Source organism: Streptomyces sp. NPDC050264, from assembly GCF_040655895.1.
Classification (GTDB): domain Bacteria; phylum Actinomycetota; class Actinomycetes; order Streptomycetales; family Streptomycetaceae; genus Streptomyces.
Genome location: NZ_JBFAKV010000049.1, coordinates 1 through 25,158 on the forward strand (window position 1 = coordinate 1; position 25,158 = coordinate 25,158).

At 70.2% G+C, this 25,158-nt stretch carries 20 protein-coding genes and 2 tRNA genes; 12 read left to right on the top strand and 10 right to left on the bottom strand.

The annotated features are described in order from the left end of the window. Positions 1-250 precede the first annotated feature (250 nt). Positions 251-1,066, bottom strand: coding sequence for an SOS response-associated peptidase (locus AB0J02_RS42110; RefSeq protein WP_363199207.1), 816 nt, complete (start codon positions 1,064-1,066; stop codon positions 251-253). Between the two features lie 60 nt (positions 1,067-1,126). Here AB0J02_RS42110 and AB0J02_RS42115 point away from each other — a divergent pair, with 60 nt between their 5' ends. From AB0J02_RS42115 to AB0J02_RS42130, 4 genes are all read left to right on the top strand, one after another. Next, positions 1,127-1,828: a M50 family metallopeptidase gene (locus AB0J02_RS42115; protein WP_363199208.1), complete on the top strand. Its 702-nt coding sequence runs from the start codon at positions 1,127-1,129 to the stop codon at positions 1,826-1,828. A gap of 36 nt (positions 1,829-1,864) precedes the next feature. Beyond that, positions 1,865-3,190, top strand: coding sequence for a 3-phosphoshikimate 1-carboxyvinyltransferase (gene aroA, locus AB0J02_RS42120; protein ID WP_363199209.1), 1,326 nt, complete (start codon positions 1,865-1,867; stop codon positions 3,188-3,190). A gap of 13 nt (positions 3,191-3,203) precedes the next feature. After that, positions 3,204-4,214 (top strand): ribosome small subunit-dependent GTPase A, encoded by a 1,011-nt coding sequence (rsgA, locus tag AB0J02_RS42125; protein ID WP_363199210.1) that lies wholly within the window; start codon positions 3,204-3,206, stop codon positions 4,212-4,214. Between the two features lie 106 nt (positions 4,215-4,320). Next, entirely contained in the window at positions 4,321-4,644 is a 324-nt protein-coding gene (locus tag AB0J02_RS42130; RefSeq protein WP_363199211.1) for a multidrug efflux SMR transporter, read from the top strand. 505 nt (positions 4,645-5,149) lie between these two features. Here AB0J02_RS42130 and AB0J02_RS42135 read toward each other — a convergent pair. Genes AB0J02_RS42135 through AB0J02_RS42145 form a run of 3 tightly spaced genes read right to left on the bottom strand, consistent with a single transcriptional unit; the run spans position 5,150 to position 9,068 of the window. Then, positions 5,150-7,171, bottom strand: coding sequence for a dipeptide ABC transporter ATP-binding protein (locus AB0J02_RS42135; protein WP_363199224.1), 2,022 nt, complete (start codon positions 7,169-7,171; stop codon positions 5,150-5,152). After that, positions 7,164-8,075: an ABC transporter permease gene (locus AB0J02_RS42140; RefSeq protein WP_363199212.1), complete on the bottom strand. Its 912-nt coding sequence runs from the start codon at positions 8,073-8,075 to the stop codon at positions 7,164-7,166. Before AB0J02_RS42140 ends, AB0J02_RS42135 begins: the two co-directional genes overlap by 8 nt. Before the next feature lie 9 nt (positions 8,076-8,084). Beyond that, positions 8,085-9,068 carry an ABC transporter permease gene (locus AB0J02_RS42145; RefSeq protein WP_363199213.1) on the bottom strand — a complete coding sequence of 328 codons (984 nt, stop codon included), beginning with the start codon at positions 9,066-9,068 and terminating at the stop codon, positions 8,085-8,087. A 206-nt stretch (positions 9,069-9,274) separates the two neighbouring features. Between AB0J02_RS42145 and AB0J02_RS42150 the strand changes: the two genes are divergently transcribed. Further along, entirely contained in the window at positions 9,275-10,960 is a 1,686-nt protein-coding gene (locus AB0J02_RS42150) for an ABC transporter family substrate-binding protein (RefSeq protein ID WP_363199214.1), read from the top strand. Between the two features lie 3 nt (positions 10,961-10,963). Here AB0J02_RS42150 and AB0J02_RS42155 read toward each other — a convergent pair whose 3' ends face one another. Continuing rightward, on the bottom strand, positions 10,964-11,563 hold the full coding sequence (locus AB0J02_RS42155) for a helix-turn-helix domain-containing protein (RefSeq protein WP_363199215.1): 600 nt from the start codon (positions 11,561-11,563) through the stop codon (positions 10,964-10,966). 155 nt (positions 11,564-11,718) lie between these two features. Between AB0J02_RS42155 and hisN the strand changes: the two genes are divergently transcribed. Both hisN and AB0J02_RS42165 read left to right on the top strand, forming a co-directional pair. After that, positions 11,719-12,516, top strand: coding sequence for a histidinol-phosphatase (gene hisN / locus AB0J02_RS42160; RefSeq protein WP_363199216.1), 798 nt, complete (start codon positions 11,719-11,721; stop codon positions 12,514-12,516). 197 nt (positions 12,517-12,713) lie between these two features. Next, the gene (locus AB0J02_RS42165) at positions 12,714-13,115 is read left to right on the top strand and encodes a CBS domain-containing protein (protein WP_363199217.1); all 402 of its coding nucleotides are present in this window, start codon (positions 12,714-12,716) and stop codon (positions 13,113-13,115) included. A 71-nt stretch (positions 13,116-13,186) separates the two neighbouring features. On the opposite strand, the gene katG is transcribed toward AB0J02_RS42165, so the two are convergent. Next, positions 13,187-15,403 carry a catalase/peroxidase HPI gene (katG, locus tag AB0J02_RS42170; protein WP_363199218.1) on the bottom strand — a complete coding sequence of 739 codons (2,217 nt, stop codon included), beginning with the start codon at positions 15,401-15,403 and terminating at the stop codon, positions 13,187-13,189. A 136-nt stretch (positions 15,404-15,539) separates the two neighbouring features. Here katG and AB0J02_RS42175 point away from each other — a divergent pair, with 136 nt between their 5' ends. From AB0J02_RS42175 to AB0J02_RS42190, 4 genes are all read left to right on the top strand, one after another. Next, complete coding sequence (locus tag AB0J02_RS42175) at positions 15,540-15,953, top strand: Fur family transcriptional regulator (protein WP_363199219.1); 414 nt, start codon at positions 15,540-15,542, stop codon at positions 15,951-15,953. Positions 15,954-16,153: 200 nt separating this feature from the next. Next, positions 16,154-16,912, top strand: a complete 759-nt coding sequence (locus tag AB0J02_RS42180) for an ABC transporter ATP-binding protein (protein ID WP_363199220.1) — start codon at positions 16,154-16,156, stop codon at positions 16,910-16,912. A gap of 31 nt (positions 16,913-16,943) precedes the next feature. After that, positions 16,944-17,810 (top strand): ABC transporter permease, encoded by an 867-nt coding sequence (locus tag AB0J02_RS42185; RefSeq protein ID WP_363199221.1) that lies wholly within the window; start codon positions 16,944-16,946, stop codon positions 17,808-17,810. A gap of 95 nt (positions 17,811-17,905) precedes the next feature. Continuing rightward, positions 17,906-19,045 carry an ABC transporter substrate-binding protein gene (locus tag AB0J02_RS42190; protein ID WP_363199225.1) on the top strand — a complete coding sequence of 380 codons (1,140 nt, stop codon included), beginning with the start codon at positions 17,906-17,908 and terminating at the stop codon, positions 19,043-19,045. Between the two features lie 91 nt (positions 19,046-19,136). Here AB0J02_RS42190 and AB0J02_RS42195 read toward each other — a convergent pair. The 4 genes from AB0J02_RS42195 to AB0J02_RS42210 form a co-directional block, all read right to left on the bottom strand. After that, positions 19,137-19,210: transfer RNA gene (locus tag AB0J02_RS42195), tRNA-Met, on the bottom strand. 77 nt (positions 19,211-19,287) lie between these two features. Then, a complete protein-coding gene (locus tag AB0J02_RS42200) occupies positions 19,288-21,114 on the bottom strand; it encodes a tetratricopeptide repeat protein (protein WP_363199222.1) in 1,827 nt (608 codons plus the stop codon). 240 nt (positions 21,115-21,354) lie between these two features. Next, positions 21,355-21,428, bottom strand: a tRNA-Met gene (locus AB0J02_RS42205). A 43-nt stretch (positions 21,429-21,471) separates the two neighbouring features. After that, a complete protein-coding gene (locus AB0J02_RS42210) occupies positions 21,472-24,420 on the bottom strand; it encodes a UPF0182 family protein (protein WP_363199226.1) in 2,949 nt (982 codons plus the stop codon). A gap of 139 nt (positions 24,421-24,559) precedes the next feature. On the opposite strand from AB0J02_RS42210, the gene AB0J02_RS42215 reads away from it, so the two are divergent. Next, positions 24,560-25,102, top strand: coding sequence for a PPA1309 family protein (locus AB0J02_RS42215; protein ID WP_363199223.1), 543 nt, complete (start codon positions 24,560-24,562; stop codon positions 25,100-25,102). Positions 25,103-25,158: the final 56 nt, after the last annotated feature.

Consider the following 25,158-nt stretch of genomic DNA (forward strand, 5'->3'; position numbering starts at 1 on the left):
CCTACGGCATACAACAAACGACGACACCGATCCGGCCAAGGAGGTACCCCGCCACGGCCCCGCCCCACGACACAACAGGGCGGGCACGTGACGAGGCGCACCGCAGGACACCGCAGAAACTCCGCGCCGGACGACCCGCCTACGGCATGCAAGAAACGACGACACCGATCCGGCCGAGGAGGAACCCCGCCACGGCCCCGCCCCACCCCCCAGGGACGCAAGGCGCAGCCAGCGACCCCGCCCCGCCCACTCAGAACAGCGTCTCTTCCTCCGGCCCGTCCAGCTCCTTCAACAGCTCGGGCCCGTTGTTGCGGACGTTGCTGACCGCCGTGGACACGGGATGGGCCCGCATCAGCCCCTCAGGCGGAGCGGCCAGCAGCGGCCGCAGCTCGTCCACCTCCGTCCGCGCAGGGTCCAGCCACGCGTCCCACCGATCCGGCGTCAACATCAGTGGCATCCGCGGATGGATGTCGGCGAGCGAGCGCGGCCCGCTCTCGGGCGCCACCCCGAGCGGAGCGCTCTCCGCCTCGGTGGTGATCACCGAGCACGTCACCCACCAGGCCAGCGGATGCTCGTCCGGCAGCGTCCGGTCGTGCCAGAACTCGTAGAGCCCGGCCATCGCGAACACGGACCCGTCGGCCGGCGTCACGAAATACGGCTGCTTTCGCGGCCGCTTCTTCTTCCCCTCGACCTCGAGATCCCGCTCCCCGACCCCGGTCACCCACTCGTAGTACCCGTCGGCGGGCACGATGCAGCGCCGCGTGGCGAAGGCCCGCCGGTACGACGGTTTCTCGTGCACGGTCTCGGCCCGCGCGTTGATCAGCCGGGCCCCGCCCTCCGGCGTCTTGGCCCAGGACGGCACGAGCCCCCACTTCAGCTTGCGCAGCTGGCGAACCGGACGCGGATCCCCGGCGTCTTTCACGGGGCGGTCGAGAACGGCGTAGACCTCCTTGGTGGGGGCCACGTTGAAGTCGGGCTCATAGGCCTCCTCCGGCTCCCACTTCTCGATCTCAAAGATTCCTGCGAGATCCTCGGGCCCACGACTCGATGCAAACCGTCCGCACATACGTGCCACAGTGCCAGAACGAGAACCCGGACCACCACCGAACGGGAGCAGCCGGAACACATGGACGCCAGCCTCTGGGACCGGATCTTCGGTACCCAGTCCGACCCTGACCAGTGGGTGGTCATCGCCACCGGCGTCGTCGCGCTCGCAGCGATCGTCCCGCACACCGTCTGGCGGCTCTCCCGCAACGCGATCACCATCGCCCACGAGGGCGGCCACGGCCTGATCGCCCTGCTGATGGGCCGCCGCCTGGACGGCATCAGGCTGCACTCGGACACCAGCGGCCTGACGGTCAGCCGCGGCAAACCGACGGGCCTGGGCATGATCCTGACCGCGGTGGCCGGATACACGGCCCCGCCGCTGCTGGGCCTGGGCGGCGCCGCCCTCCTGGCGACGGGCCACATCACGCTGCTGCTCTGGCTGGCGACGGTCCTGCTGGTGGCGATGCTGCTGATGATCAGGAACGCGTACGGGGTGCTGACGGTCGTCATCACCGGCGGAGCGTTCCTCCTGGTCTCCTGGCTGGCAGGCCCCCAGGTCCAGGCAGCGTTCGCGTACGCGGTGGTCTGGTTCCTGCTCCTGGGAGGCGTACGCCCCGCGTTCGAGCTGCAGGGCAAGCGCCGCAGGGGAGGCGCGGGCGACTCGGACGCCGACCAGCTCTCCCGCCTCACGCACGTCCCCGCGGGAATGTGGCTCTTTTTCTTCCACGCCGTCTCACTGTGCTCACTGCTGGGCGGGGGCCGCTGGCTGCTCGACCTGTGAGCAGGTGGCCGGGGGCGGGCCCACTAAAGTAAAGGCATGACCACGCACCCCGCGCCCACCGCCCTCTGGCCCGCCCCTCTCGCGAGCGGAGCCGTCGACGCGACCGTTTCGGTGCCGGGGTCCAAGTCCGTCACCAACCGGGCCCTGGTCCTGGCGGCGCTCGCCGCCGAGCCGGGCTGGTTGCGCCGCCCGCTGCGCTCCCGCGACACCCTGCTGATGGCGGGCGCGCTGCGCGCGATGGGCGTGGGCATCGAGGAGGGCGTGGGCCCGGACGGTTCGGGTGAGGCCTGGCGCGTCATCCCCTCCGGACTCGCGGGCCCGGCCACGGTCGACGTGGGCAACGCGGGCACGGTCATGCGCTTCCTGCCGCCGGTCGCGACGCTGGCCGACGGGCCGATCCGGTTCGACGGCGATCCCCGTTCGTACGAGCGGCCGCTGCACGGCGTGATCGACGCGCTGCGTGCGCTCGGCGCCCGGATCGACGACGACAAGCGGGGTGCGCTGCCGCTGACGGTGCACGGCGGCGGGGCGCTCGACGGCGGCACGGTGGAGATCGACGCGTCGTCGTCCTCCCAGTTCGTGAGCGCGCTGCTGCTGTCCGCGCCGCGCTTCAACCAGGGGGTGGAGGTCCGCCACACGGGCTCCTCCCTCCCCTCCATGCCGCACATCCGGATGACGGTGGACATGCTGCGCGCGGTGGGCGCGCAGGTGGACACCCCGGAGTCGGGCGGCGAGGCCAATGTGTGGCGGGTCACGCCGGGCGCGCTGCTCGGCCGGGACATCGTCATCGAGCCGGACCTGTCCAACGCGCAGCCGTTCCTGGCCGCGGCCCTGGTCACCGGCGGCAAGGTGACCGTTCCGGACTGGCCGGAGCAGACCACGCAGCCCGGCGACGCGCTGCGCGACATCTTCACGCGGATGGGCGGCGCCTGCGAACTCACCGAGAACGGGCTCGAGTTCACCGGTTCCGGGTCGATCCACGGCATCGACGTGGACCTGGGCGAGGTCGGCGAACTGACCCCGGGCATCGCGGCGGTGGCGGCCCTGGCCGACGGCCCCTCGACGCTGCGCGGCGTCGCGCACCTGCGCCTGCACGAGACGGACCGGCTGGCGGCGCTCACCAAGGAGATCAACGAGCTGGGCGGCGACGTCACCGAGACGGCCGACGGCCTCCACATCCGCCCGCGCGCGCTGCACGGCGGGGTCTTCCACACGTACGACGATCACCGGATGGCGACGGCGGGCGCGATCATCGGTCTGGCGGTGGAGGGGGTACGGATCGAGAACGTGGCGACGACGGCCAAGACGCTGCCGGACTTCCCCGACATGTGGACCGCAATGCTCGGGTCCGACAGGCCGTAGGGAACGTAGAGCGATGCGCCGCTACGGCAAGCACACCGACGAGGACGACATCCGCCAGCGCCCCAACCGCAAGGGGAACAGGCCGCGGACGAACATCCGGCCCAAGCACGAGGACGCGGCGGAGGGCATGGTCCTCACCGTCGACCGGGGACGGCTGACCGTCCTCATCGACGACCACCCGGTGTACGCGATGAAGGCCCGCGAGCTGGGCCGCAAGGCCGCGGTCGTCGGCGACCAGGTGGCCGTGGTCGGCGACCTGTCCGGCAAGAAGGACACGCTCGCCCGGATCGTCCGCATCGAGCCGCGCACCTCGGTGCTGCGCCGTACGGCGGACGACGACGACCCCTATGAGCGGGTCGTCGTCGCCAACGCCGACCGGCTCGCCGTCGTGACGGCTCTGGCCGATCCCGAACCGCGGCCCCGCATGATCGACCGCTGTCTGGTGGCGGCGTACGACGGCGGGCTCGAACCGCTGCTGGTCCTGACGAAGTCGGACCTCGCGCCGCCGGACAAGCTGCTGGAGCTGTACGGGGATCTCGACATCCCGTACGTCGTGACCAGCCGCGAGGAGCTGGAGAACGGCACGGCGGTGGCGCGGGTGCGCGAGCAGCTGGACGGGCGGATCACCGCGTTCGTCGGGCACTCGGGTGTGGGCAAGACGACGCTGGTGAACGCGCTGGTGCCGCTGGACCAGCGGCGTACGACAGGCCATGTCAACGCGGTCACGGGGCGCGGCCGGCACACGACCACGTCGGCGCGGGCCCTGCCGCTGCCGGACGACGCGGGCTGGGTGGTCGACACTCCGGGCGTGCGCTCGTTCGGGCTGCACCATGTGGATCCGTCGCGGGTCATCCACGCGTTCCCGGATCTGGAGCCCGGGACGGAGAACTGTCCGCGCGCGTGCAGCCACGACGAGCCGGAATGCGCCCTGGACGCCTGGGTGGCGGAGGGGCACGCGGATCCGGCGCGGCTGTACTCGCTGCGCCGTCTGCTCGCCACGCGGGAGCGCCGCGAGGGCGACTGACCTCTGACGGGTTTGCTGCCCCGGCGCACCGGTAAAGGCATAATCGCACCAAGCCGGACGCAAGATCGAAGCCGTACGGGATCAGTGAACGCGGGAGGCACATCACATGGCGTGGCTGCTGGTCATCGTCGCTGGATTTCTGGAGACCGGTTTCGCCGTGTGTCTGAAGCTCTCGCACGGCTTCACGCGTCTGTGGCCGACGGTCGCGTTCGCCTCCTTCGCGCTGGGCAGTTTCGGTCTGCTGACGCTGTCCCTGAAGAAGCTGGACGTGGGTCCGGCGTACGCGGTGTGGACGGGCATCGGCGCGGCGGGCACGGCGATCTACGGAATGGTCTTCCTGGGCGACGTGGTCTCCACCCTCAAGATCGTCTCGATCAGCCTGGTGGTGGCGGGCGTGATCGGCCTACAGCTCTCGGGCTCGGCACACTGACGCAGTTGCCAGATCAACTCACCCGGCGCCCCACCGGCCAGTGCCGGACCGCCAGGGCTCGGCGACCCACCGGGCAGAGCCGGACCCTCATGGCGCGACGCCCCACCAGGCAGAGCGGACCACCAAGGCGCGACAGCGCACCGGCCATTCACCAGACCGCCGAGGCGCGGCGACCCACCGGCCAGAACCAGACCACCAAGGCTCGGCGACCCACCAGACAGAGCCGGACCCTCATGGCGCGACAGCCCACCGGACAGAACCAGAACCTCAAGGCGCGACGCCCCACCGGCCAGTGCCGGACCGCCAGGGCTCGGCGACCCACCGGGCAGAGCCGGACCCTCATGGCGCGACGCCCCACCAGGCAGAGCGGACCACCAAGGCGCGACAGCCCACCGGACAGAACCAGAACCTCAAGGCGCGACGACCCACCGCGCACCCGCCCGGGGCCCAGGGCGTCGGAGCGGGCAAGCCCCCGAGCCTCGTCCCCGGTGCCGACCGGCTCCGCTCACACCACCCCCCGCACCCGCGGAAAGTGGCAAGCAGCCTCGTGCACGCGCGCCCCCGGCGCCACCGGAACCTCTCCCTCGCACCGCGCCCGCTCGGCCTCGCCCAGGCCCGCGTACACCGCGCACCGCGCCCGGAACCGGCACCCCGTATAGCGCGCCGTGGGGCTCGGTGGGTCTCCGGCGAGGAGGATTCGCTCGCGTCCGCGTTCCCGTTCCCTGGGCGGGTCGGGTACCGGTACCGCGGACAGCAGGGCTTGTGTGTACGGGTGCAGCGGGTGTGCGAAGACGTCCTCGACGGGTCCCGACTCCACGGTCCGCCCGAGGTACATGACGCTGACCCGGTCGGCGATGTGGCGTACGACGGACAGATCGTGCGAGACGAAGAGGTAGGCGAGCCCCAGCTCGGCCTTGAGCCGGCTCAGCAGGTTCACCACACCCGCCTGCACCGACACGTCCAGGGCGGACACCGGCTCGTCCAGGACCAGCAGGTCGGGCTCGACCGACAGGGCGCGCGCGATCCCGATCCGCTGGCGCTGCCCGCCGGAGAACTCGTGCGGGTAGCGCTCGGTGTGCGCCGGGTCGAGTCCGACGAGTTCGAGGAGTCCGGGTCCGCGCAGGGCGGCGGCCGCCCGGCCGACGCCCTGCGCGCGCAGCGGCTCGGTGACGATGTCGCCGACGGGCATCCGCGGGTCGAGGGAGGCCATCGGGTCCTGGAACACGATCTGCATGCGACGGCGCACGGCCCGCCGCTCGGCCGCCCCGAGCCCGCCGACGGACTGCCCGAACAGTTCGATGTCGCCGCCCTCGGGCCGCTTCAGTTCGAGCAGTTCGAAGAGGGTGGTCGACTTGCCCGAGCCGGACTCCCCGACGAGGGCGAGGGTCTCGCCGCGCGCGATGTCGAGGTCGACGCCGTCGACGGCGTACACGCTGCCGACCCGCCGTTTGAAGGCGGACCCCTTGTACACGGGAAAGGTCCTGGCGAGGCCGCGTACCTTCAACACCGTTTCGCCGCGCCCCTGTTGACCGACTCGGGCCGGTAGGTCGGGGACCGGGAACACGTCCTGGGGCGCGAGCCCCACCACGTCCCCGGTCCGCACGCACGCCGCGCTGTGCGAAGCCCCCACGGCCACCGCCTCCGGCACGCTCTTCACGCACCGTTCCTCGGCCAGCGGGCAGCGCGGCGCGAAGGCGCAGCCCGCCCCCGACTCCCCCGCCCCGGGCGCCACTCCGGGTACCGGCACCAGCACGTCGGCCGCCGCGTCGATCCGCGGCACCGCGCCGAGCAGCCCCAGCGTGTACGGCATTCCGGGCGCCCGGAACACGTCGTCGACGGGTCCGCTCTCCACCACCCGGCCCGCGTACATCACGGCCACCCGGTCGGCCATCCCGGCGACGACCCCCAGGTCGTGGCTGACGAGCAGCACGGCGGCGCCCGTCTCCCGCTGGGCGGTGCGCAGCACGTCGAGGACCTGGGCCTGGATCGTCACGTCCAGCGCGGTCGTCGGCTCGTCGGCGACGATGACGTCGGGGTCGTTCGCCATGGCCATCGCGATCATCGCGCGCTGCCGCATGCCGCCGGAGAACTCGTGCGGATAGGCGTCGGCCCGTTCCCGCGCCCGGGGTATCCCGACGAGGTCGAGGAGTTCGACGGCCCTGTCCCGCGCGGCCGCCCGGGACACGTCGCGGTGGGCGCGGACGGCCTCGGCGATCTGGTCGCCGATCCGGTAGACGGGCGTGAACGCGGAGAGCGGATCCTGGAAGACCATGCCGATGCGCGCGCCGCGCACCCGCGACAGCTCCCGGTCGGAGGCGCCGACCAGTTCCTGACCGTCGAGGCGTACTGATCCCCGTACGGTCGCGTTGTCCGGCAGGAGACCCGGGAGGGCCAGCGCGGTCGCGGACTTGCCGGAGCCCGACTCCCCCACCAGGCCCAGGACTTCACCGCGTCGAAGGCTCAGGTCGACGCCCCGCACGGCGGGCTTTCCGTCGAACTCGACGTGCAGAGCGCTCACTTCAAGCAGCACGGCGTGCGCCCTTTCCCGAGGCGGCCGGGTCGAGCGCGTCGCGCAGCCCGTCGCCCACCAGATTCACCGCGAGTACGAAGACGATCAGCAGGCCGGCCGGGAAGAAGAACATCCAGGGGTAGGTGATCGCGGCCCCGGTCGTCGAGGCGATCAGCGTGCCGAGCGAGACGTCCGGCGCCTGCACGCCGAACCCGAAGTAGGACAGGGCCGTCTCGCTCATCACGGCGCCGCCGACCGCGATGGTGGCGTCGATGATGAGGAACGAGGCGACGTTGGGCAGCACATGCCGCCGGATCACGGTGAACGGCCCGACGCCCATGTACCGCGCCGCGCGCACGAATTCGCGTTCCTTCAGCGACACCGTCATCGACCGCACGACCCGCGCGGTGATCATCCACCCGAAGACGGCGAGCAGCCCCACGAACGCGAACCAGCCGGCGCCGCGCAGCCGCGGCGAGACGATCGCGATGATCAGGAAGGAGGGGAAGACGAGGAGCAGGTCGACCACGAACATCAGGAGCCGGTCGGCCCAGCCCCCGAAGTACCCGGCGCAGGCACCGACGAACGCCGCGAGCCCGGTCGAGAAGAGGGCCACGAGCACCCCGATGACCAGGGATTTCTGCAGCCCGCGCACGGTCTGCGCGAACACGTCCTGGCCGATCCGGTTGGTGCCCCACCAGTGGTCGGCCGAGGGCGCCGCGCGCAGCGCCGTGTAGTCGACCTTCTCGTACGTCCATGAGGTGACGTGCGGGCCGAACACGGCGAGGGCGACGAGCAGCAGCGGGACGCACGCCCCGGCGAGGGCGCCGCGGTTGCGCAGGAAGCGGCGCGCGACGACGGAGCCGCGGCCTTTGGGCCGGGCGATGGCGCGGGGCGCTGTCTCTACCAGGGGGGTGGTCATGGCGGCTTCTCAGGCGCGGCGGACGCGCGGGTCGAGGGCGGCGTGCAGGACATCGGCGAGGAAGCCGGAGAGCAGCACGACCACGGCGGCGAAGACATTGACGGCGACGACGGAGTTGACGTCGTTCTTTCCGATGGAGGAGACGAACCACTCGCCCATGCCGTGCCAGCCGAAGATCGTCTCGGTGAAGGTGGCGCCGGTGAACAGGGCGAGGAAGCCGTAGCTGAAGAAGGTGGACATGGGGATGAGGGCGGTGCGCAGGCCGTGCTTGAGGAGGGCGGTGCGGCGTGTGAGGCCCTTGGCGCGGGCGGTGCGCAGATAGTCGGCGCCGAGCACGTCGAGCATGGCGGAGCGCTGGTAGCGGCTGTAGGAGGCGATGGCGCCGAGGGCGATGGAGACCGTCGGCAGCAGCAGGTGCACCGAGCGGTCCTTGAGCACGGCCCAGAAGCCGGAGTCGATGCCGGGGCTCTTCTCGCCGGTGAACTGGATGACGTCCGTGCCGGTCTGCTGGTTGAACCAGATCGCGCCGATCTTGAGCAGCACCGCCAGCAGGAACACCGGGGTCGAGAGCAGCGCGAAGGACGCCACCGTGAGCGCCCGGTCAGAGAGCCGGTACTGGCGCACCGCCGTCCACGCCCCGGCGACCACGCCGAGCACGGTGCCGGCGACCGTGCCGAGCAGGAGGAGGCGCAGGCTCACCCCGATCCGGCGCCCGAACTCGGCGCTCACGGAGGCCCCGTCGATGGTCTCGCCCAGGTCGCCGCGCACGGCGTGCCCGGCCCAGGTGAGGAACCGGGCGGGCAGCGGCCGGTGGTCGTTGACGCCGATCGCGGTCAGATGGTGGTCGACCGCCGACGGCGACAACGGTGGCTGGCGCCCCTCGTAGTACGCGCGCGGGGAGAGGGCGAGCGAGGCGATGAGGTACGAGAGGCAGATGGCGACAGCGAGCAGGAGGACGTAGTAGCCGATCCGCTTCGCCAGGTATCCCGGCACCCGTTCCGCCCCCTTCCTCTGTACCGCTGCGGCTGTTCGTGCAGGTCAACGACGTGCAGCAGCAAGCATGATCGCGATTTGTTGCCACATCATGAAGAGCGCATGTCATCTCCCGAAGGCCCTTCCACGGGCGGCCGCCGCGGGCTTACGGTCTCGCCGACCGCGGCCGCGGATCCGGCCGCGCACGACCCGGAGGACGACCCACCATGCGCAGAACCACCGTCACCGCCATAGCCGCTGCCCTGTCGGCCACCCTGGTGGTCGCGGGCTGCGGGTCGTCCGACGACGACAAGCCGGTGAAGAAGCAGGCCGCGCCGGCGGTGGACGGGCAGGACGTCAACGCGCATCCGGTGAGCGACCTCAAGCAGGGCGGCACGCTGAAGATGGGCCTGTCGACGTGGCCCGCGAACTTCAACTGGAACACCCCCGACGGCTTCATGGGCGACGCGCAAGAGGTCGACGCGGCGCTGCTGCCCGACCTGTTCGACAACGACGCCCAGGGCGCCCAGCACGTCAACGCCAACTTCCTGCTCTCGGCGAAGGTCGTCTCCACCGACCCGCAGATCGTCGAGTACGAGCTGAACCCGAAGGCCAAGTGGTCCGACGGCAAGCCGTTGAGCTGGAAGGACTTCCGCGCCCAGTGGAAGGCGCTGAGCGGCTCGGACAAGAACTACGAGGCGGCCGCCACCGACGGCTACGAGCAGATCTCGAAGGTCGAGCAGGGCAAGGACGCGCACGGCGTCCGCATCACCTTCGACAAGCCGTACGCGGAGTGGCAGAACCTCTTCGACCCGCTGTACCCGGCGGCGTACATCGACACCCCGGAGAAGTTCAACAAGGGGTGGGCGCAGAAGCTCCCGGTCACCGCGAACGCCTTCAAGATCAAGGAGATCGACAAGACGGCGCAGACGATCACCATCGTTCCGGACGGCGCGTGGTGGGGTCCCAAGCCCAAGCTGGACTCGGTCGTCTACCGCACCATCGACTTCACGGCGTCCACGGAGGCGTACCTCAACAAGGAGGTCGACGCGGCGACCGCGCTGCTGCCCGAGGACTACAAGCGGCTCGTGAAGGCGCCCGGCACGGACATCCGGCGCGGCGCCCGCTGGGACGAGGTGCACATCACGCTGAACGGCGCGCACGGCCCGCTCAAGGACGTGCGCGTGCGCCAGGCGCTCGGCAACGCGATCGACCGCAAGGGCATCAACACCGCCTTCAGCAAGGACCTCTCCTTCGAGCTGAAGCCGCTCGACAACCACTTCTTCATGCCCAACCAGGAGGGGTACCAGAACAATTCGGGTGAGTACGGGAAGTACGACCCCGAGAAGGCCGGCAAGCTCCTCGACGCGGCCGGCTGGAAGTCGGCCGGTGAGGGCGAGCCGCGTACCAAGGACGGCAAGCAGCTGACGCTGGAGTACACGCTGAGCGCGGGCAGTTCGTCGGCCCAGCTCGACCAGGCGGAGCTGGTGCAGCAGCAGCTGGCCGCGGTCGGCATCAAGATCACGCTGAAGAAGGTCCCGGCCAACGACTACTTCCCGAAGTTCGTGAACACCGGGAACTTCGACCTGACGAGCTTCCGCAACGTCGACGCCGTCTTCAAGAGCGTCGTCGTCCCGACGTTCCTCCAGCCGCAGGGCAAGAACCTCTTCCAGAACTACGGCTCCATCGGCTCCCCGAAGATCGACGAGCTGCTGAAGAAGGCGCAGCGCACCACCGACACCGCCGCTGCGAACAAGCTCTACAACGAGGCCGACAAGGAGCTGTGGAAGCTCGGCCACTCCATCGAGCTGTACCAGCGCCCGCAGATCGTCGCGGTCCGCTCCGGCCTCGCGAACTACGGCGCCGAGGGCCTCGCCGGCCGCGACTACACCAAGATCGGCTGGCTCAAGTAGCCCTCACCTGAGCTGGACCCGCCCCGGCCGCAGTGCCTCGCGCACCAGCCGGACGACGCCGCCGTCCCCCGGCGGCACCATGACGCAGGACAGCGCGATCCGCACCGCCAGTTCGCAGTCCCGGGCGAGTGCCTCCGCATCCGTCTTGGCCGCGCCCGCCGCCCCGAGCGCGGCGAGCGCCCGGTCGCGTACGGAGGTGACGAGGTCGGCGGGGGCGGGCAGTGGTCCGTCCGCGCGGCGCTGCGCCGGCACCGCCGACGAGGACGGCACGGCGGACAGCGTCGGCGAGGGCAGGCGCTCGCTCCAGCAGCCGGTGAGCGCGGCCCGCACCAGCGGATTGCGGCGGGCGCTCGCCACGGTCCACTCGGCGACCGTGTCGAGACCGCCCTCCTTCAAGGCCCGGTCGACGCCCGCGAGATAGGCGTCGGCCTCGCGCCGCACCAGGGCGCGGGCCAGGCCCTCCTTGCTGCCGAACTCGTTGTAGAGGGTCTGCCGGGAGACCCCGGCGGTCGCCGCCACATCAACCATGCGCACCCCGGACCAGGGGCGTCGTGCGAGCGCCGTGAAGGCCGCGTCCAGTAAGGATTCCCGCGCTGCAGGCATCGTCGCCTCCCCGGGCCGCCGTGTCCGTACGGCTTGTTTCGCCAGAGTTGACGGGCTTGTCCCCCCTGTCAATAGCCCGCACGCGGCCGGTGCGGCGAGGTCCGGGACCGAGGGCCTTGTGGCCCCGGACCGGCCACGATCGATACTGTGCAGTCATGCCCGACTACCACGATGATCTGCGTCTCGCCCACGTCCTCGCGGACGCCGCCGACGCCGCGACGATGGACCGGTTCAAGGCGCTCGACCTGAAGGTGGAGACCAAGCCGGACATGACGCCGGTGAGTGAGGCCGACAAGTCCGCCGAGGAGCTGATCCGCAATCACCTCCAGCGGGCGCGGCCGCGCGACGCGGTCCTCGGCGAGGAGTACGGCGTCGAGGGCACGGGCCCGCGCCGCTGGGTCATCGACCCGATCGACGGCACCAAGAACTACGTCCGCGGCGTCCCGGTCTGGGCCACGCTCATCTCCCTGATGGAGGCGGGCGAGGGCGGCTACCAGCCGGTCGTCGGCGTCGTCTCGGCGCCCGCGCTCGGCCGGCGCTGGTGGGCGGCGAAGGGCGCCGGCGCGTTCACCGGCCGCAGCCTGACCTCGGCGTCCCGGCTGCACGTGTCCAAGGTGAACCGCCTGGCCGACTCCTCCTTCGCGTACTCCTCGCTGACGGGCTGGGAGGAGCAGGGCCGCCTCGGCGGGTTCCTGGACCTGACCCGGTCCGTGTGGCGTACCCGCGGCTACGGCGACTTCTGGCCCTACATGATGGTGGCCGAGGGCTCGATCGACCTGTGTGCCGAGCCCGAGTTGTCGCTGTGGGACATGGCGGCGCCCGCGATCGTGGTGACCGAGGCGGGTGGCACCTTCACCGGCCTCGACGGGCGTCCCGGCCCGCACAGCGGCAACGCGGCGGCGTCGAACGGGCTGCTCCACGACGACCTGCTGAGCTATCTCAGCGAGCGCTGACGAGCGTTCGTACGACCCACGGGCGCCCCTCAACTCACCTCCCGCGCCCTCTTGTTGACACTCCCTTTACCTGTAACTCTGAGAGTCCCCCCACTTGTGAACTTGTGAACCCTTTCTCGTTTTCGGACCGATCACAGCGGATCGGCCGGAACGGGGGCGGTTCCACAAGTAACTTCCACAGGAAGGTGGCTCCATCCATGCTCGTCCGTGACGCCATGAGCACGATGGTCCTCACCATCGGCCCCACCCACACCCTGCGCCAGGCGGCCCGGCTGATGTCGGCGCGCCGCGTCGGAGCGGCCGTCGTCCTCGACCCCGACGGTTACGGCCTCGGCATCCTGACCGAACGCGACATCCTCAACTCACTCGGCCTGAACCAGGATCCGGACCACGAGACCGCCGACACCCACACCACCACCGATGTCGTCTTCGCCGCCCCGGCGTGGACGCTGGAGGACGCGGCGGAGGCGATGACGCACGGCGGCTTCCGCCATCTCGTCGTGCTCGACCGCCAGGAGCCGGTCGGCATCGTCTCGGTTCGCGACATCATCCGCTGCTGGACCCCGGCCAGGCAGCACGCGCCGACCCTGACGGTCTAGGAGGCAGCCCGGACATGACGAGGAGGGCCGGCTCCCGCGGGAACCGGCCCTCCTGTCTCACTTCGCGTACGTCACACCAGGTCGAACCGGTCCAGGTCCATGACCTTGCTCCACGCCGCGACGAAGTCCTTCACGAACTTCTCCCCGGCGTCGTCGCTCGCGTAGACCTCGGCCACCGCACGCAGCTCCGAGTTGGAACCGAAGACCAGGTCGGCGCGGGTGCCGGTCCACTTGACCGCGCCGCTCGCGTCGCGGCCCTCGAACTCGTCCTGCGCGGAGGACGTCGACTTCCACGCCGTACCCATGTCGAGCAGGTTGACGTAGTAGTCGTTGGTCAGCGTGCCCGGCCGGTCGGTGAAGACGCCGTGCTTCGACCCGCCGGTGTTGGCACCCAGGACGCGCAGGCCGCCGACGAGGACGGTCAGCTCGGGGGCGCTCAGCGTCAGCAGGTTCGCCTTGTCGAGCAGCAGGTACTCGGCCGGCAGGCGGTTGCCCTTGCCGATGTAGTTGCGGAAGCCGTCGGAGGCCGGCTCGAGCGCGGCGAACGACTCGACGTCCGTCTGCTCCTGCGTGGCGTCCACCCGGCCCGGCGAGAAGGGCACCTCGACGTCGAAGCCGCCGTCCTTGGCGGCCTTCTCGACGGCCGCGGAGCCCGCGAGGACGATCAGGTCGGCCAGCGAGACCTGCTTGCCGCCCTTGGCGTTGAAGGACTCCTGGATGCCCTCGAGCGTCCGGAGCACCTGCGCCAGCTCCTCCGGGTTGTTGACCTCCCAGTTGCGCTGCGGCTCCAGGCGGACGCGGGCGCCGTTGGCACCGCCGCGCTTGTCGCTGCCACGGAAGGCCGAGGCCGAGGCCCAGGCCGCGGAGACCAGCTGCGCGACCGTGAGGTCCGAGCCGAGCACCTGCTCCTTGAGGGCGGCGATGTCCGCGGCGTCGACGACCTCGCCCGTACGCTCCGGCAGCGGGTCCTGCCACAGCAGCGTCTCGGCGGGAACCTCCGGGCCCAGGTAGCGGACGACCGGACCCATGTCACGGTGCGTCAGCTTGTACCAGGCGCGGGCGAAGGCGTCCGCGAACTCCTGCGGGTTCTCGTGGAAGCGGCGCGAGATCGGCTCGTAGATCGGGTCGAAGCGCAGCGACAGGTCGGTCGTGAGCATCGTCGGGAGCTGCTTCTTCGTCGCGTCGTGCGCGAGGGGGATGGTCGCCTCGGCATCCTTGGCGACCCACTGGTTGGCACCGGCGGGGCTCTGGGTCAGCTCCCACTCGAAGCCGAAGAGGTTGTCGAAGAACTCGTTGCCCCACTGGGTCGGGGTGCTGGTCCAGGTCACCTCCAGACCGCTGGTGATGGCGTCGCCGCCCTTGCCGGAGCCGTAGGTGTTCGCCCAGCCCAGGCCCTGCTGCTCGATCGGGGCGGCCTCGGGGTCGGGGCCGACGTTGTCCGCGGGACCGGCGCCGTGCGTCTTGCCGAAGGTGTGGCCACCGGCGATGAGCGCGACGGTCTCCTCGTCGTTCATCGCCATGCGGCGGAACGTCTCACGGATGTCGCGGGCCGCGGCGATCGGGTCCGGGTTCCCGTTGGGGCCCTCGGGGTTCACGTAGATGAGGCCCATCTGCACCGCGCCGAGCGGGCTCTCCAGCTCGCGGTCGCCGGTGTAGCGCTCGTCGCCGAGCCAGGTCTTCTCGGGGCCCCAGTAGACGTCCTCCTCCGACTCCCACACGTCGGGACGGCCACCGGCGAAGCCGAAGGTCTTGAAGCCCATCGTCTCCAGCGCGACGTTGCCCGTGAGGATCAGCAGGTCGGCCCAGGAGATGGACTGGCCGTACTTCTGCTTGACCGGCCACAGCAGGCGACGGGCCTTGTCGAGGTTGCCGTTGTCCGGCCAGCTGTTGAGCGGCGCGAACCGCTGCTGGCCCGCGCCGGCGCCACCGCGGCCGTCGCTGATGCGGTACGTACCGGCACTGTGCCAGGCCATCCGGATCATCAGCGGGCCGTAGTTGCCGAAGTCGGCGGGCCACCAGTCCTGCGAGGTGGTCAGCACCTCGGCGATGTCACGCTTGACGGCCGGCAGGTCCAGCGCGTTGAACGCCTCTGCGTAGTCGAAGTCCTCACCGAGCGGGTTCGCCACCGCCGGGTTCTTGGCGAGGATCTTCAGGTTCAGCCGCTCCGGCCACCACTGGGTGTTGCCGCCGCCCTGGGTCGGGTGCTTGGCCCGGCCGTGAGCGACCGGGCAGCCGCCCGTCTCCTCCGTCTTCGCGTCCGTGACGATTGCTTCATGGTTCTCGGTCATGCGAACCCTTCCGGAGTCTGTCCTGTCGCTTGGCCTAAGCCACCGTTGATCCTACAATGGACAATGTCTAAGTCAAGCAAGACTCCAAAGTCACATTCGTTCGGGATTCAGGTCCCCTGCTGTTAGGCTGGTTTCCATGAGTGACCTCCTGGACCGACTGCGCGAACGCGGCTGGCGCATGACCGCGCAGCGGCGCGTCGTGGCAGAGGTGCTCGAAGGGGACCACGTCCACCTGACGGCCGACGAGGTGCACGCACGCGCCGTCGCGAAGCTCCCCGAGATCTCGCGGGCCACGGTGTACAACACGCTGGGTGAGATGGTGTCGCTCGGTGAGGTCATCGAGGTCGCCACGGACAAGCGGGCGAAGCGCTACGACCCGAACGCGCACCGGCCGCACCAGCACCTGGTCTGCGCCCGGTGCGGCCAGATCCGCGACGTCCACCCGACGGGCAACCCCTTGTCGACACTCCCCGACTCGGAGCGCTTCGGCTTCACGATCTCGGACGTGGAGGTCACGTACCGGGGCGTCTGCCCGAACTGCGCGACGTAAGTTTTGCTGGATCAGAAGGCCCGCACTCATCGGTGCGGGCCTTTTTTGCGCCCTTGAGGGGCGCGAGGAACAGCGCGAGCAACAACACAACCCGCACCCGGCAACAACACACCCACGCACCACCCCCTCTTCCACAATCTGACACACCGTCATATCCTCACGGGCGCCCACCAGATCCCGCCGCACCCCCGGAGGGCCCCGTGAAACCCAAGCTCCAAGCGCGCGAACTCACCCGAACCTTCGGCCCCACCCACGCCCTCGGTCCCCTGGACCTCACGGTCGCCCCCGGCGAGTTCGTCTGCGTCGTCGGCCCGTCCGGCTGCGGCAAGTCGACGCTTCTGCGGATAGCCGCCGGCCTCACCCGCCCCTCCACCGGCACCCTGGAGATCCGCACCGACAGCCCCCGCCCGGCCGCGATGATCTTCCAGGACTACGGCATCCACGACTGGAAGACGGTCCTCGGCAACATCCGCTTCGGCCTCGACATCCAGAAGGTCCCGCGCCGCGAGGCGACCGCCCGGGCGCGCGACTGGCTGACCCGGATGGGCCTGGCCGACTTCGCGGACGCCTACCCGTCCGCGCTCTCCGGCGGCATGCGTCAACGCGTCGCGATAGCAAGGGCGTTGGCGGTGGAACCGGAGATCCTTCTCATGGACGAGCCGTTCGCCGCGCTCGACGCGCAGCTCCGCACGATCCTCCAGGACGAACTCCTCGCCCTCACCCAGACCACCCGCACCACCACGCTCTTCATCACGCACAGCCTGGAGGAGGCGATCGTCCTCGGCGACCGCGTCCTGGTCATGTCGGCCCGCCCCGGCCGGGTGATCGCCGAACGCCGGCCGCCGTTCACCCGCCCGCGCACCGGCTCCATCCGCAGCACCTCCGAGTTCACCGCGCTGAAGGGCGAGCTGTGGGACCTGCTGCGCGGCGAGGTGCACCAGGATGCGGTCCCGGCATGACTGGCATGACTACGGCAGGAGGCGGCCCGGCATGACCACGACCCTCCCCGCCAAGGACCGCGAGGGGGTCCTGGTCCGCTCCCCCGGCCCCCAGGAACTCCATCCCGCGCGTACCCGCCGCAGGCGCCGCGCCCTCGAACTCTCCCTCGCGATCGCCGTCCCGCTCGCCCTTGTCCTGCTGTGGCAGCTGGCGGCCGCCCAGTCCTGGATCGACGACCGCGTCTACCCGGCCCCTTCCACGATCCTCGCCGACGGCTGGGACCGCGCGGCCGACGGCGACCTGTGGCCGGACGTGTGGGCCACCCTCAAACGCGTCCTCGCCGGCTACGTCGTCGGCACGGTGACCGGCTATCTCCTGGGCCTCCTCATGGGCTCGGTCTCCCTGATCCGAGCCGCGCTCGAACCCCTCCTCGACGCGCTCTACGTCGTACCGAAGCTGGCGCTGCTCCCGGTGTTCCTGAACATGTTCGGACTCGGCGAGGGCCCGCAGGTCGCGCTCGTCGCGGCGACGGTCTTCTTCTTCGTGTGGATCTCGACGATGGCGGCGGTCCTCTCCGTCCCCGCCGGACACCGCGACGCCGGCCAGGTCTTCGGCGCGTCCCCGTGGCAGATGTTCCGGCACGTCCTGCTCCCGGCCTCGCTGCCCGCCGTCCTCGTCGGGGCGCGCATCGCGGCGGGCGTCGCGGTCCTGGTGATCGTCGCCTCGGAGCAGATCGCCGCGGCGAACGGCCTCGGCCACCTCATCTTCGACGCCCGCGCCCTCTTCCAGAACGACGTCATGTTCGTCGGCATCCTCTGTGTGGCCGTGCTCGGCGTCGTCTTCTCCGAACTGGTGCGTCTCACGGGCCGGTTGCTCACCCCCTGGGCCCCCCGCGACCGCGGCCGCGGCCAGTCCTGAACCCCCTTCCCAGCTACGTATGACGCATGACGTCTACGTATGACGTGTACGGAGGCTCCATGCGCACGCCATCCACCGGTCCGTCGTCCCGGCCCATGTCCCGGCTCGCACCCCTGCTCACGTCCCTGCTGCTCACCGGCGCCCTGCTCGCCACCGCGACAGCCTGCGCCAAGAACGACACCCCGCCCGACGCCGTCGCGAAACCCCGCACGATCAAGGCAGTCGCAGGCTGCGGCAAGGGAAGCTGGACGGACCCCTCCGACCTCGCCCCGGACCGAAAACCGGCCCGCTGCGCCTCGGGCGCCCCCGCTCCCGTCAGGCTCGCCAGGACACGCAAGCTCACGATCGCGACGGGCACGCTCGCCGCAGAGTACGTGGCACCCCTCGAAATGGCCGTCGAGAAGGGCGAGTTCAAGAAGGAGGGCCTGGACGTCACCCTGAAGGTGCTGCCCACCCCCGACGCTCTCCCCCTGCTCGCCAAGGGAGACATCGACGCCCAGTGGGCCGCGCCCGAGGCGGCTGTCATGAACGGCATCCTCGGCGGCTTCGACATCAAATGGGTCGCCGGTAACTTCTCCCCCGACCCGAAGTCGAAGAGCGGCCTGTGGGTGCGCCTGAAAGAAGGGCAGTCCGCGTCCCATGTCCCCATGGCGGGGCGGAAGATGGGCACGATGATCGGCAAGGGGTCCGTCATCGCGTACCCCATGGACACCGCGCTGAAGAAGCACGGCGGCGGCCTCGACAAGATCCAGTTCCAGCAGCTGGGCTCGGCCGACGTGCTGACCGCCCTGCAGAACGGCGGCGTCGACTCGGCCTGGCTGCTCGACCCGGTCTGGCGCAGGATCGACAGCGACCCGCGCTTCGCCTTCCTGGGCGGTCAGCCGGAGGGCGAACCGCTCGGCGGTCTGCTGTTCGGCCCGAAGCTGCTCAAGGAGGACCCGGACGCGGGCGTCGCGTTCCTGCGCGCGTACACGCGCACCGTGAACACGTACTTCGCGGGCGACTACAAGAAGGACCCCGCGTTCGTCACCGAGCTGGCGGGCCTGCTGAAGACGGACAAGAGCGTTCTGGAGTCGACGCCGTCGCTGCGCATGGACTGGGAGATCCGCGCGGGCACCACGGACCGCCTGCAGAAGGCGTACAAGGCGGCGGGAGTATCGGAGGGCGATCCGCTGCCGGAGTCCAGGACGGTGGACAGGCGCCTGTACGAGGAGGCCGTGGGCCATACGTCGTAGATCTCTTGTCCGCCCGGTTTTCCGGCTTCCCGGCTTTCCGGAAACACGCCTGAGGCCCGGAACCAACTGGTTCCGGGCCTCAGGTCTTCAGTAGCGGGGACAGGATTTGAACCTGCGACCTCTGGGTTATGAGCCCAGCGAGCTACCGAGCTGCTCCACCCCGCGCCGTTGAACACAACCTTACGGGACGGCTCCGACCAGCGCAAATTCATACCGGGGCCCGTCCGGGCCCCGGTCCGCGCTCAGGCCGACAGCTCCTGGCGCAGGGCGTCGCGCAGCCGTCCGGCCCGCTCGGACACCTCGGCCGGCCCGAGGTCGACGGCCCGGCAGGCCCACTTCTGGCCCTCGACCAGATCGCCGCGCCGCGCGCACAGCAGGGCGAGCCGGAGCGCGGCCCGGCCGTGTCCGGCGTCCGCGGCCCGCGTCCACCACAGCGCCGCCTCCGGCTCGCTGCCCTCGCGGGCGAGCAGCAGCCCGAGGTTGAACGCGCCGTTGCGCGAGCCGGCCTCCGCGGCCTCCCGGTACCAGCGCGCCGCCTCGACCACGTCACCGCGCACGGCGGCGAGCATGCCGACGCGGACCTGCGCGCGCCGGTGCCCGTGCTCGGCGGCCCGCTCGTACCACTCCTCGCACTCGCTCTTCGCGGTGACGGGCTCGCCCAGCTCGTGCCGGACCGCGGGCGGGCGGCGCACGTCGAGCATCGAGGCGAGCCGGTACGCCGCCTCCGGGCTGCCCCCGCCGGCGGCGCAGCGCAGGTGCCGCTCGGCGGTCGGCTCGTCGCCTTCGCGCAGGCGCGCGATGCCGGCCTGCAGCGCGGCTTCCGTGTGCCCTCCGGCGGCGGCCCGCTCGTACCACTGCAGGGCCTTCTGCACGTCCGCCTCGTCGTCCCGGCCCGCGTACAGGATGCCGAGGTTGAAGGCCGCGTCGACGCTGCCGGCCTCCGCCGCCTTGGAGAACCAGGGCTCGGCGCCGACCGCGTCACCGTTCTGCAGGAGCAGCACGGCCAGCGCGTTGGCCGCCTCGCGGTGGCCCGCGTAGGCGGCACGGCGGTACCAGCTCTCGGCCTGCGCGGTGCGCTTCTGCTCGGCGCACAGCAGCCCCAGGTTGTACGCGCCGTTGTTGTCGCCCGCGTCCATGGCGGCCCGGTACCAGCGCTCGGCGGTCTGCGTCTCGCCGCGCTGGGCGTGCAGCGCGCCCAGCGCGTTCGCCGCGTTGCCGTCGCCGTCCTGCGCGGCACGCAGCCACCACACGGCGGCGCTCTCCTCGTCCCCGGCGTCGCGCAGCAGGAACGCGAGGGCGCACGCGGCGCGCGGCTCGCCGTCCTTCGCGGACGTCAGGTACCAGCGCCCGGCCTCTTTCAGCTCGCCGCGCTTCTCCAGGATCGCGCCGAGGTGCAGCGCGCCGCGCCGGTGCCCGCGCGCGGCGGCCTGCCGATACCACCGCTCGGCCTCGGCCGCCGGCTGCTTGTTCTCTTTGTTCTCTACGCTGACCAGGACGTCCTCGGGGCCGAGCCGTGCGGCCTTGCGGTCCAGGGCGCGGGCGAGCCGGTACGCGGCCTCGCGGTGCCCGCGCTCGGCGGCGACCCGCATCCAGCGCTCGGCGCCGACGTCGCTGCGGTGCTCCAGGAGATCGGCGAGGGCGTACGCGCCGAGCGTGTGGCCCTGCTCGGCGGCCTGGCGCAGCCAGTACTCGGCGGCCGGCTCGTCACCGCGCTCGCGGAAGTGGCGGCCGAGCGCGTGCGCGGCCGGGGCCGAACCGGCGACGGCCGCGACCCGCCACCATCCGGCGGCCTCGTCCGCGTAGCCACGCTGGTGGAGCAGGACACCCAGGTTGTTGGCGGCGGCGCGGTCGCCCTCACCCGTGGCACCGCGCAGCAGGGGCTCGGCTCCGTCGAAGTCACCGCGGCGCAGCAACATGGCGCCGAGGACACTCATCGCCTCGACGTCGCCGGCCTCGGCAGCCAGCCGTTGGCGTGCTTCTTCTACCGCCTCGCCCGGTTCATCCCGGTTGGAAGGCTGCACAAACCGCCCTGTCTCCAACAGAGTTGCCTTGTCCCCCATAACGTCCATCGTCGCACCACCCGCAACCCGGGTACACCTGGTATACCGCCAGCCATTGAGGTCACTTCAGCGTTTTGTCGACATGCCCACAGGGAGACAAGTGAAACACGATTCTCCCAACTCGCCCCGGGCGGAGCAGTGTTCGCACGGACTTGATACACGCTTCGCACATGCCAGCGGCTCGTGACACCCTGGGCGTTGACGCACCGAAGGCCCGGAAGCTGATGCTTCCGAGCCTTCGATCATCAGTAGCGGGGACAGGATTTGAACCTGCGACCTCTGGGTTATGAGCCCAGCGAGCTACCGAGCTGCTCCACCCCGCGCCGTTGTGTTCAAACCGTACCACGGCGCGAGGGGGCTCCTGACTCAGCCGCCGGCGGCCTCCTTGTCACCGCTCTTACTGGCGCTGTCACCGCTCTTGTCGTCGCTCTTGTCGTCGCTCTTGTCGTCGGCGGCGCTGTTCTGCTTGGCGTCCTTGTCGGCCTGCGTCTGGGCCTTGTCGGCCCGCTTCAACGCCTCCGCGAGCTTGTCCTGCGCCTCGCCGTACGCGGCCCAGTCGCTCTCCTTGAGGGCCTTCTGACCGTCCTCGAAGGCCTTCTCGGCGTCGGCGAGCGCTTCCTTGACCGTGGAGTTCGCCGGTGGCTTCGTCGTGTCCCCACCGGGTTTCTCCGGCTCGGCCGGCGACGCCCCGTCCACTTCGAAGGCCTGGTTGAGCGCCTCCGACAAGGAGTCGGCGAAGCCCATCCGGTCACCGTAGGAGACCGCGACCTTGCGCATGAGCGGGTACTCGGCGTTGCGTCCCTGGGCGTAGATCGGCTCCACGTACAAGAAGCCCTTGTCGAGGGGCACCGTCAGCAGATTGCCGTACAGGACCGTCGAGTCCGCGCCCTTCATGTCGCGCACCCAGTTCGCCACGGAATTCGAGGAGTTGAGCTTGTTCTGCACCTGCTCAGGTCCGTAGACCTTGTCCTCGGTGACTCTCAGGAGCCTTATTGTCCCGTAGTCCTTACTGGTGGCGTCGGCATCGACCGCCATGAAGGCTCTCAGGTTGGGCCGGCCGCTGGGCGTGAACGTCGTCGTCAGGGAGAACTGCTGACTGGTCTGACCCGGCATCTTCATGGACAGGTAGTACGGCGGGACCGCGCTGTTGTCCTTCTTGGTCGGGTCGTTGGGGACCTGCCAGGCGTCGGACGCGTTGTAGAACTGGTCCGAGTTCGTGACGTGGTACAAGCTCAGCAGCTCGCGCTGGACCTTGAACATGTCCTGCGGATAGCGCAGGTGCTCCTTCAGGTCGGCCGGGATGGCGCTCTTCGGCTCGACCGTGCCGGGGAACGCCTTCTTCCAGGTCTTCAGGACCGGGTCCTTGTCGTCCCACGTGTAGAGCTTGACCTCGCCCGTGTACGCGTCGACGGTCGCCTTCACCGAGTTGCGGATGTAGTTGACCTGGTTCTGCTGGGTCACCACGGCGCGCTGGTTGTCACCCTCGTTGAGGGAGTCGGCGGTGGTGTCACCCAGCGTCGTACGAGACGCGTACGGGTATCCGTTCGACGTCGTGTACGCGTCGACGACCCACTTGATCTGACCCTTGACGACGGTCGGATAGGCGTCGCCGTCGATCGTCAGCCAGGGGGCGACGGCCTCGACGCGCTCCTTCGGCGTGCGGTTGTACAGAATCCTCGAACCATCGCCGATGGCACCGGAGTAGAGGATCTGCGGCTCGCTGAAGGCCACCGCGTACGCGGCGCGGTTGATCGGGTTCGAGAGGTTGACGCCGCTGTTGCCCGTGTAGCTCGTGGTCTTCTGCGTGCCGTCGTCCTGCTCGTAGTCCAGCTCCTTCTGCGGCCCGCCGACGATCGAGTACTGCGTCGTCTTCTCACCGTAGTAGACACGCTGGTTGTAGTCGCCCAGGTCACCGGTGGTCGGCAGACCCGACTCGGTGAACTGCGGAGCGCCCTGCGCCGTCGAGGTCCCCTTCGCCGTCACCGCGCCGAAGCCGTGCGTGTACACGAAGTGGTCGTTGATCCAGTTGCGCTTGTCCAGCTTGCCGAGGTTCAGCTCGCGCAGACCGACGACCGTGTCCACGCCGTTGTAGCGGTCCACGTCCAGGGTCGTCGGGAACTGGTAGTACTTCCGCTGCTGTTCGAGCTGCTGGAAGGTGGGCGACACGATGTTCGGATCGTTGAGCCGGTAGCTGGCCGCCGAATCGGAGTCCGACCGCTGCTTCTTGGTGTCGTCCGAGCTCTTGCCGCTGTAGTCGACAGGGTTCGCCGTGTCGATGCCGTACGCCTTGCGGGTCGCCTCGATGTTCTTCTCGATGTACGGGGCTTCCTTGGACTGCTCGTTCGGCTGGACCTGGAACTTCTGGACGATGGCCGGGTACAGGCCGCCGATCAGGATCGCCGAGAGCACCATCAGGCCGAAGCCGATGACCGGCAGCTGCCAGGTGCGGCGCCACAGCGTCGCGAAGAACAGCACCGCGCAGATGGCGGCGATGCAGAACAGGATCGTCTTCGCCGGCAAATACGCGTTGGCGTCGACGTACCTGAGGCCCGTCCAGTTGTCGGTCGCCTTGAAGTCGCTCGACTTCACGGCGAGCCCGTACCTGTCGAGCCAGTACGCGACAGCCTTCAGGGCCACGAACACGCCCAGCAGCACGGAGAGATGACCCGTCGCGGTCGCGGTGGCCCGCGCGCCCGGGCTGGTGATGCGCAGCCCGCCGTACAGGTAGTGCGTCAGCGCGGCGGCGACCAGACCGATGACGGTGGCCGCGAACCCGAAGCCGAGCAGGAAGCGGTACCAGGGCAGATCGAACGCGTAGAAGGACACGTCCATGTGGAACTGCGGGTCCTTCTGGTGGAAGGGCACGCCGTTCACGAACATCAGCCACGTACGCCACTGGCTGGCGGCGGAGGCACCCGCGATGAGTCCCACCAGTGCGGTGATACCGAGCAGCAGCCACTTCTTGAAGGGCGCGATGCCCATCCGGTAGCGGTCGAGGCTCTGCTGCTCCATCGACATGGCGCTCAGCGGCGGACGCAGCCGGTGCGCCAGCCAGATGTTCACGCCGACGGCGAGCGCCATGAGCAGACCGAAGACGAAGAAGAGTCCGATCTTCGTCCACAGTGTCGTCGTGAAGACGGACGAGTAATCGACCGATCGGTACCAGAGCCAGTCCGTCCAGAAACCGGCGAACATGACGAAGGCCATGCCGAGCACGGCCAGGACGCCCAGCGTCAGCAGCAGCGTCCGGGCCCGCCGGGACGGGCGGCCCACTCTGATCCGCGGCCCTGTCGGGCCTCCGCCGCGGTCCGGCATCTGGAAAGCCAAGGTGTGCACCTCGAAGTTGAGTAATCGGTCGGCCGGGCCCCCGAGATCGCGGACCCATCACCTATGCAACTTACTCACGCTTTACTCAGTTCCCGGTTCGGGGGACGAACGAGGCAGGATTGTGACCATGTCCAACACTCCCATGGCAGCGAGCCCCCTCACCCGGGCCGTACTCGAGATCGACGAGTACGCCTCCACCCTCGGCTGGGACCAGCCCGCCCGCCTCTTCGCCCTCGTCGACACCGCCGCACTTCGGGCCCAGGAACCCGCTCTCGCCACCCAGCTCGGCCTGGAGGGCGAGCAGGCGGCCCCCGGCCTCACCCCGATCGAGCAGGACGAGATCCCGGCCGGCCAGGCGCTGGACGAGTTCCTCGGCACCATCGCCTGGCCCGACGCCGTCGCGGGATGCGCCCTGACTGTGGAGCGTCTCATGCTGCCGCCGTCCGCCGAGGCGACCGTCCCGGAAGGCCTGAGCGACAAGAAGCTCGCGCGGTGGGTCGCCGAGCACCCGGACCGCCAGGAGGTCCGCATGACGGTCGCGGTGCTGCGCGACGGCTCCCGCGACTCGGCTCTGCGGCTGCGCGAGAAGGACTCGCCGACCGAGGTCCTCACGGGCTCGAAGCTCGTGCCCGGCCTCGCGGAGGCCCTGTCGGCGACGTTCGCCGAGTGAGGCAAGGGCAAGTACAGCGACAAGATCCAGCAGGGCACGAGCAAGGCGAAGGACAC

Coding starts and splice junctions, on each gene's coding strand:
- AB0J02_RS42175 (WP_363199219.1), top strand. CDS start 15,540: ATGAGTGACCTCCTGGACCGACTGCGCGAACGCGGCTGGCGCATGACC.
- hisN (WP_363199216.1), top strand. CDS start 11,719: ATGCCCGACTACCACGATGATCTGCGTCTCGCCCACGTCCTCGCGGAC.
- AB0J02_RS42190 (WP_363199225.1), top strand. CDS start 17,906: ATGTCCCGGCTCGCACCCCTGCTCACGTCCCTGCTGCTCACCGGCGCC.
- AB0J02_RS42140 (WP_363199212.1), bottom strand. CDS start 8,075: ATGACCACCCCCCTGGTAGAGACAGCGCCCCGCGCCATCGCCCGGCCC.
- AB0J02_RS42185 (WP_363199221.1), top strand. CDS start 16,944: ATGACCACGACCCTCCCCGCCAAGGACCGCGAGGGGGTCCTGGTCCGC.
- rsgA (WP_363199210.1), top strand. CDS start 3,204: ATGCGCCGCTACGGCAAGCACACCGACGAGGACGACATCCGCCAGCGC.
- AB0J02_RS42165 (WP_363199217.1), top strand. CDS start 12,714: ATGCTCGTCCGTGACGCCATGAGCACGATGGTCCTCACCATCGGCCCC.
- AB0J02_RS42210 (WP_363199226.1), bottom strand. CDS start 24,420: ATGCCGGACCGCGGCGGAGGCCCGACAGGGCCGCGGATCAGAGTGGGC.
- AB0J02_RS42130 (WP_363199211.1), top strand. CDS start 4,321: ATGGCGTGGCTGCTGGTCATCGTCGCTGGATTTCTGGAGACCGGTTTC.
- AB0J02_RS42150 (WP_363199214.1), top strand. CDS start 9,275: ATGCGCAGAACCACCGTCACCGCCATAGCCGCTGCCCTGTCGGCCACC.
- AB0J02_RS42215 (WP_363199223.1), top strand. CDS start 24,560: ATGTCCAACACTCCCATGGCAGCGAGCCCCCTCACCCGGGCCGTACTC.
- AB0J02_RS42110 (WP_363199207.1), bottom strand. CDS start 1,066: ATGTGCGGACGGTTTGCATCGAGTCGTGGGCCCGAGGATCTCGCAGGA.
- AB0J02_RS42115 (WP_363199208.1), top strand. CDS start 1,127: ATGGACGCCAGCCTCTGGGACCGGATCTTCGGTACCCAGTCCGACCCT.
- aroA (WP_363199209.1), top strand. CDS start 1,865: ATGACCACGCACCCCGCGCCCACCGCCCTCTGGCCCGCCCCTCTCGCG.
- AB0J02_RS42155 (WP_363199215.1), bottom strand. CDS start 11,563: ATGCCTGCAGCGCGGGAATCCTTACTGGACGCGGCCTTCACGGCGCTC.
- katG (WP_363199218.1), bottom strand. CDS start 15,403: ATGACCGAGAACCATGAAGCAATCGTCACGGACGCGAAGACGGAGGAG.
- AB0J02_RS42200 (WP_363199222.1), bottom strand. CDS start 21,114: ATGGACGTTATGGGGGACAAGGCAACTCTGTTGGAGACAGGGCGGTTT.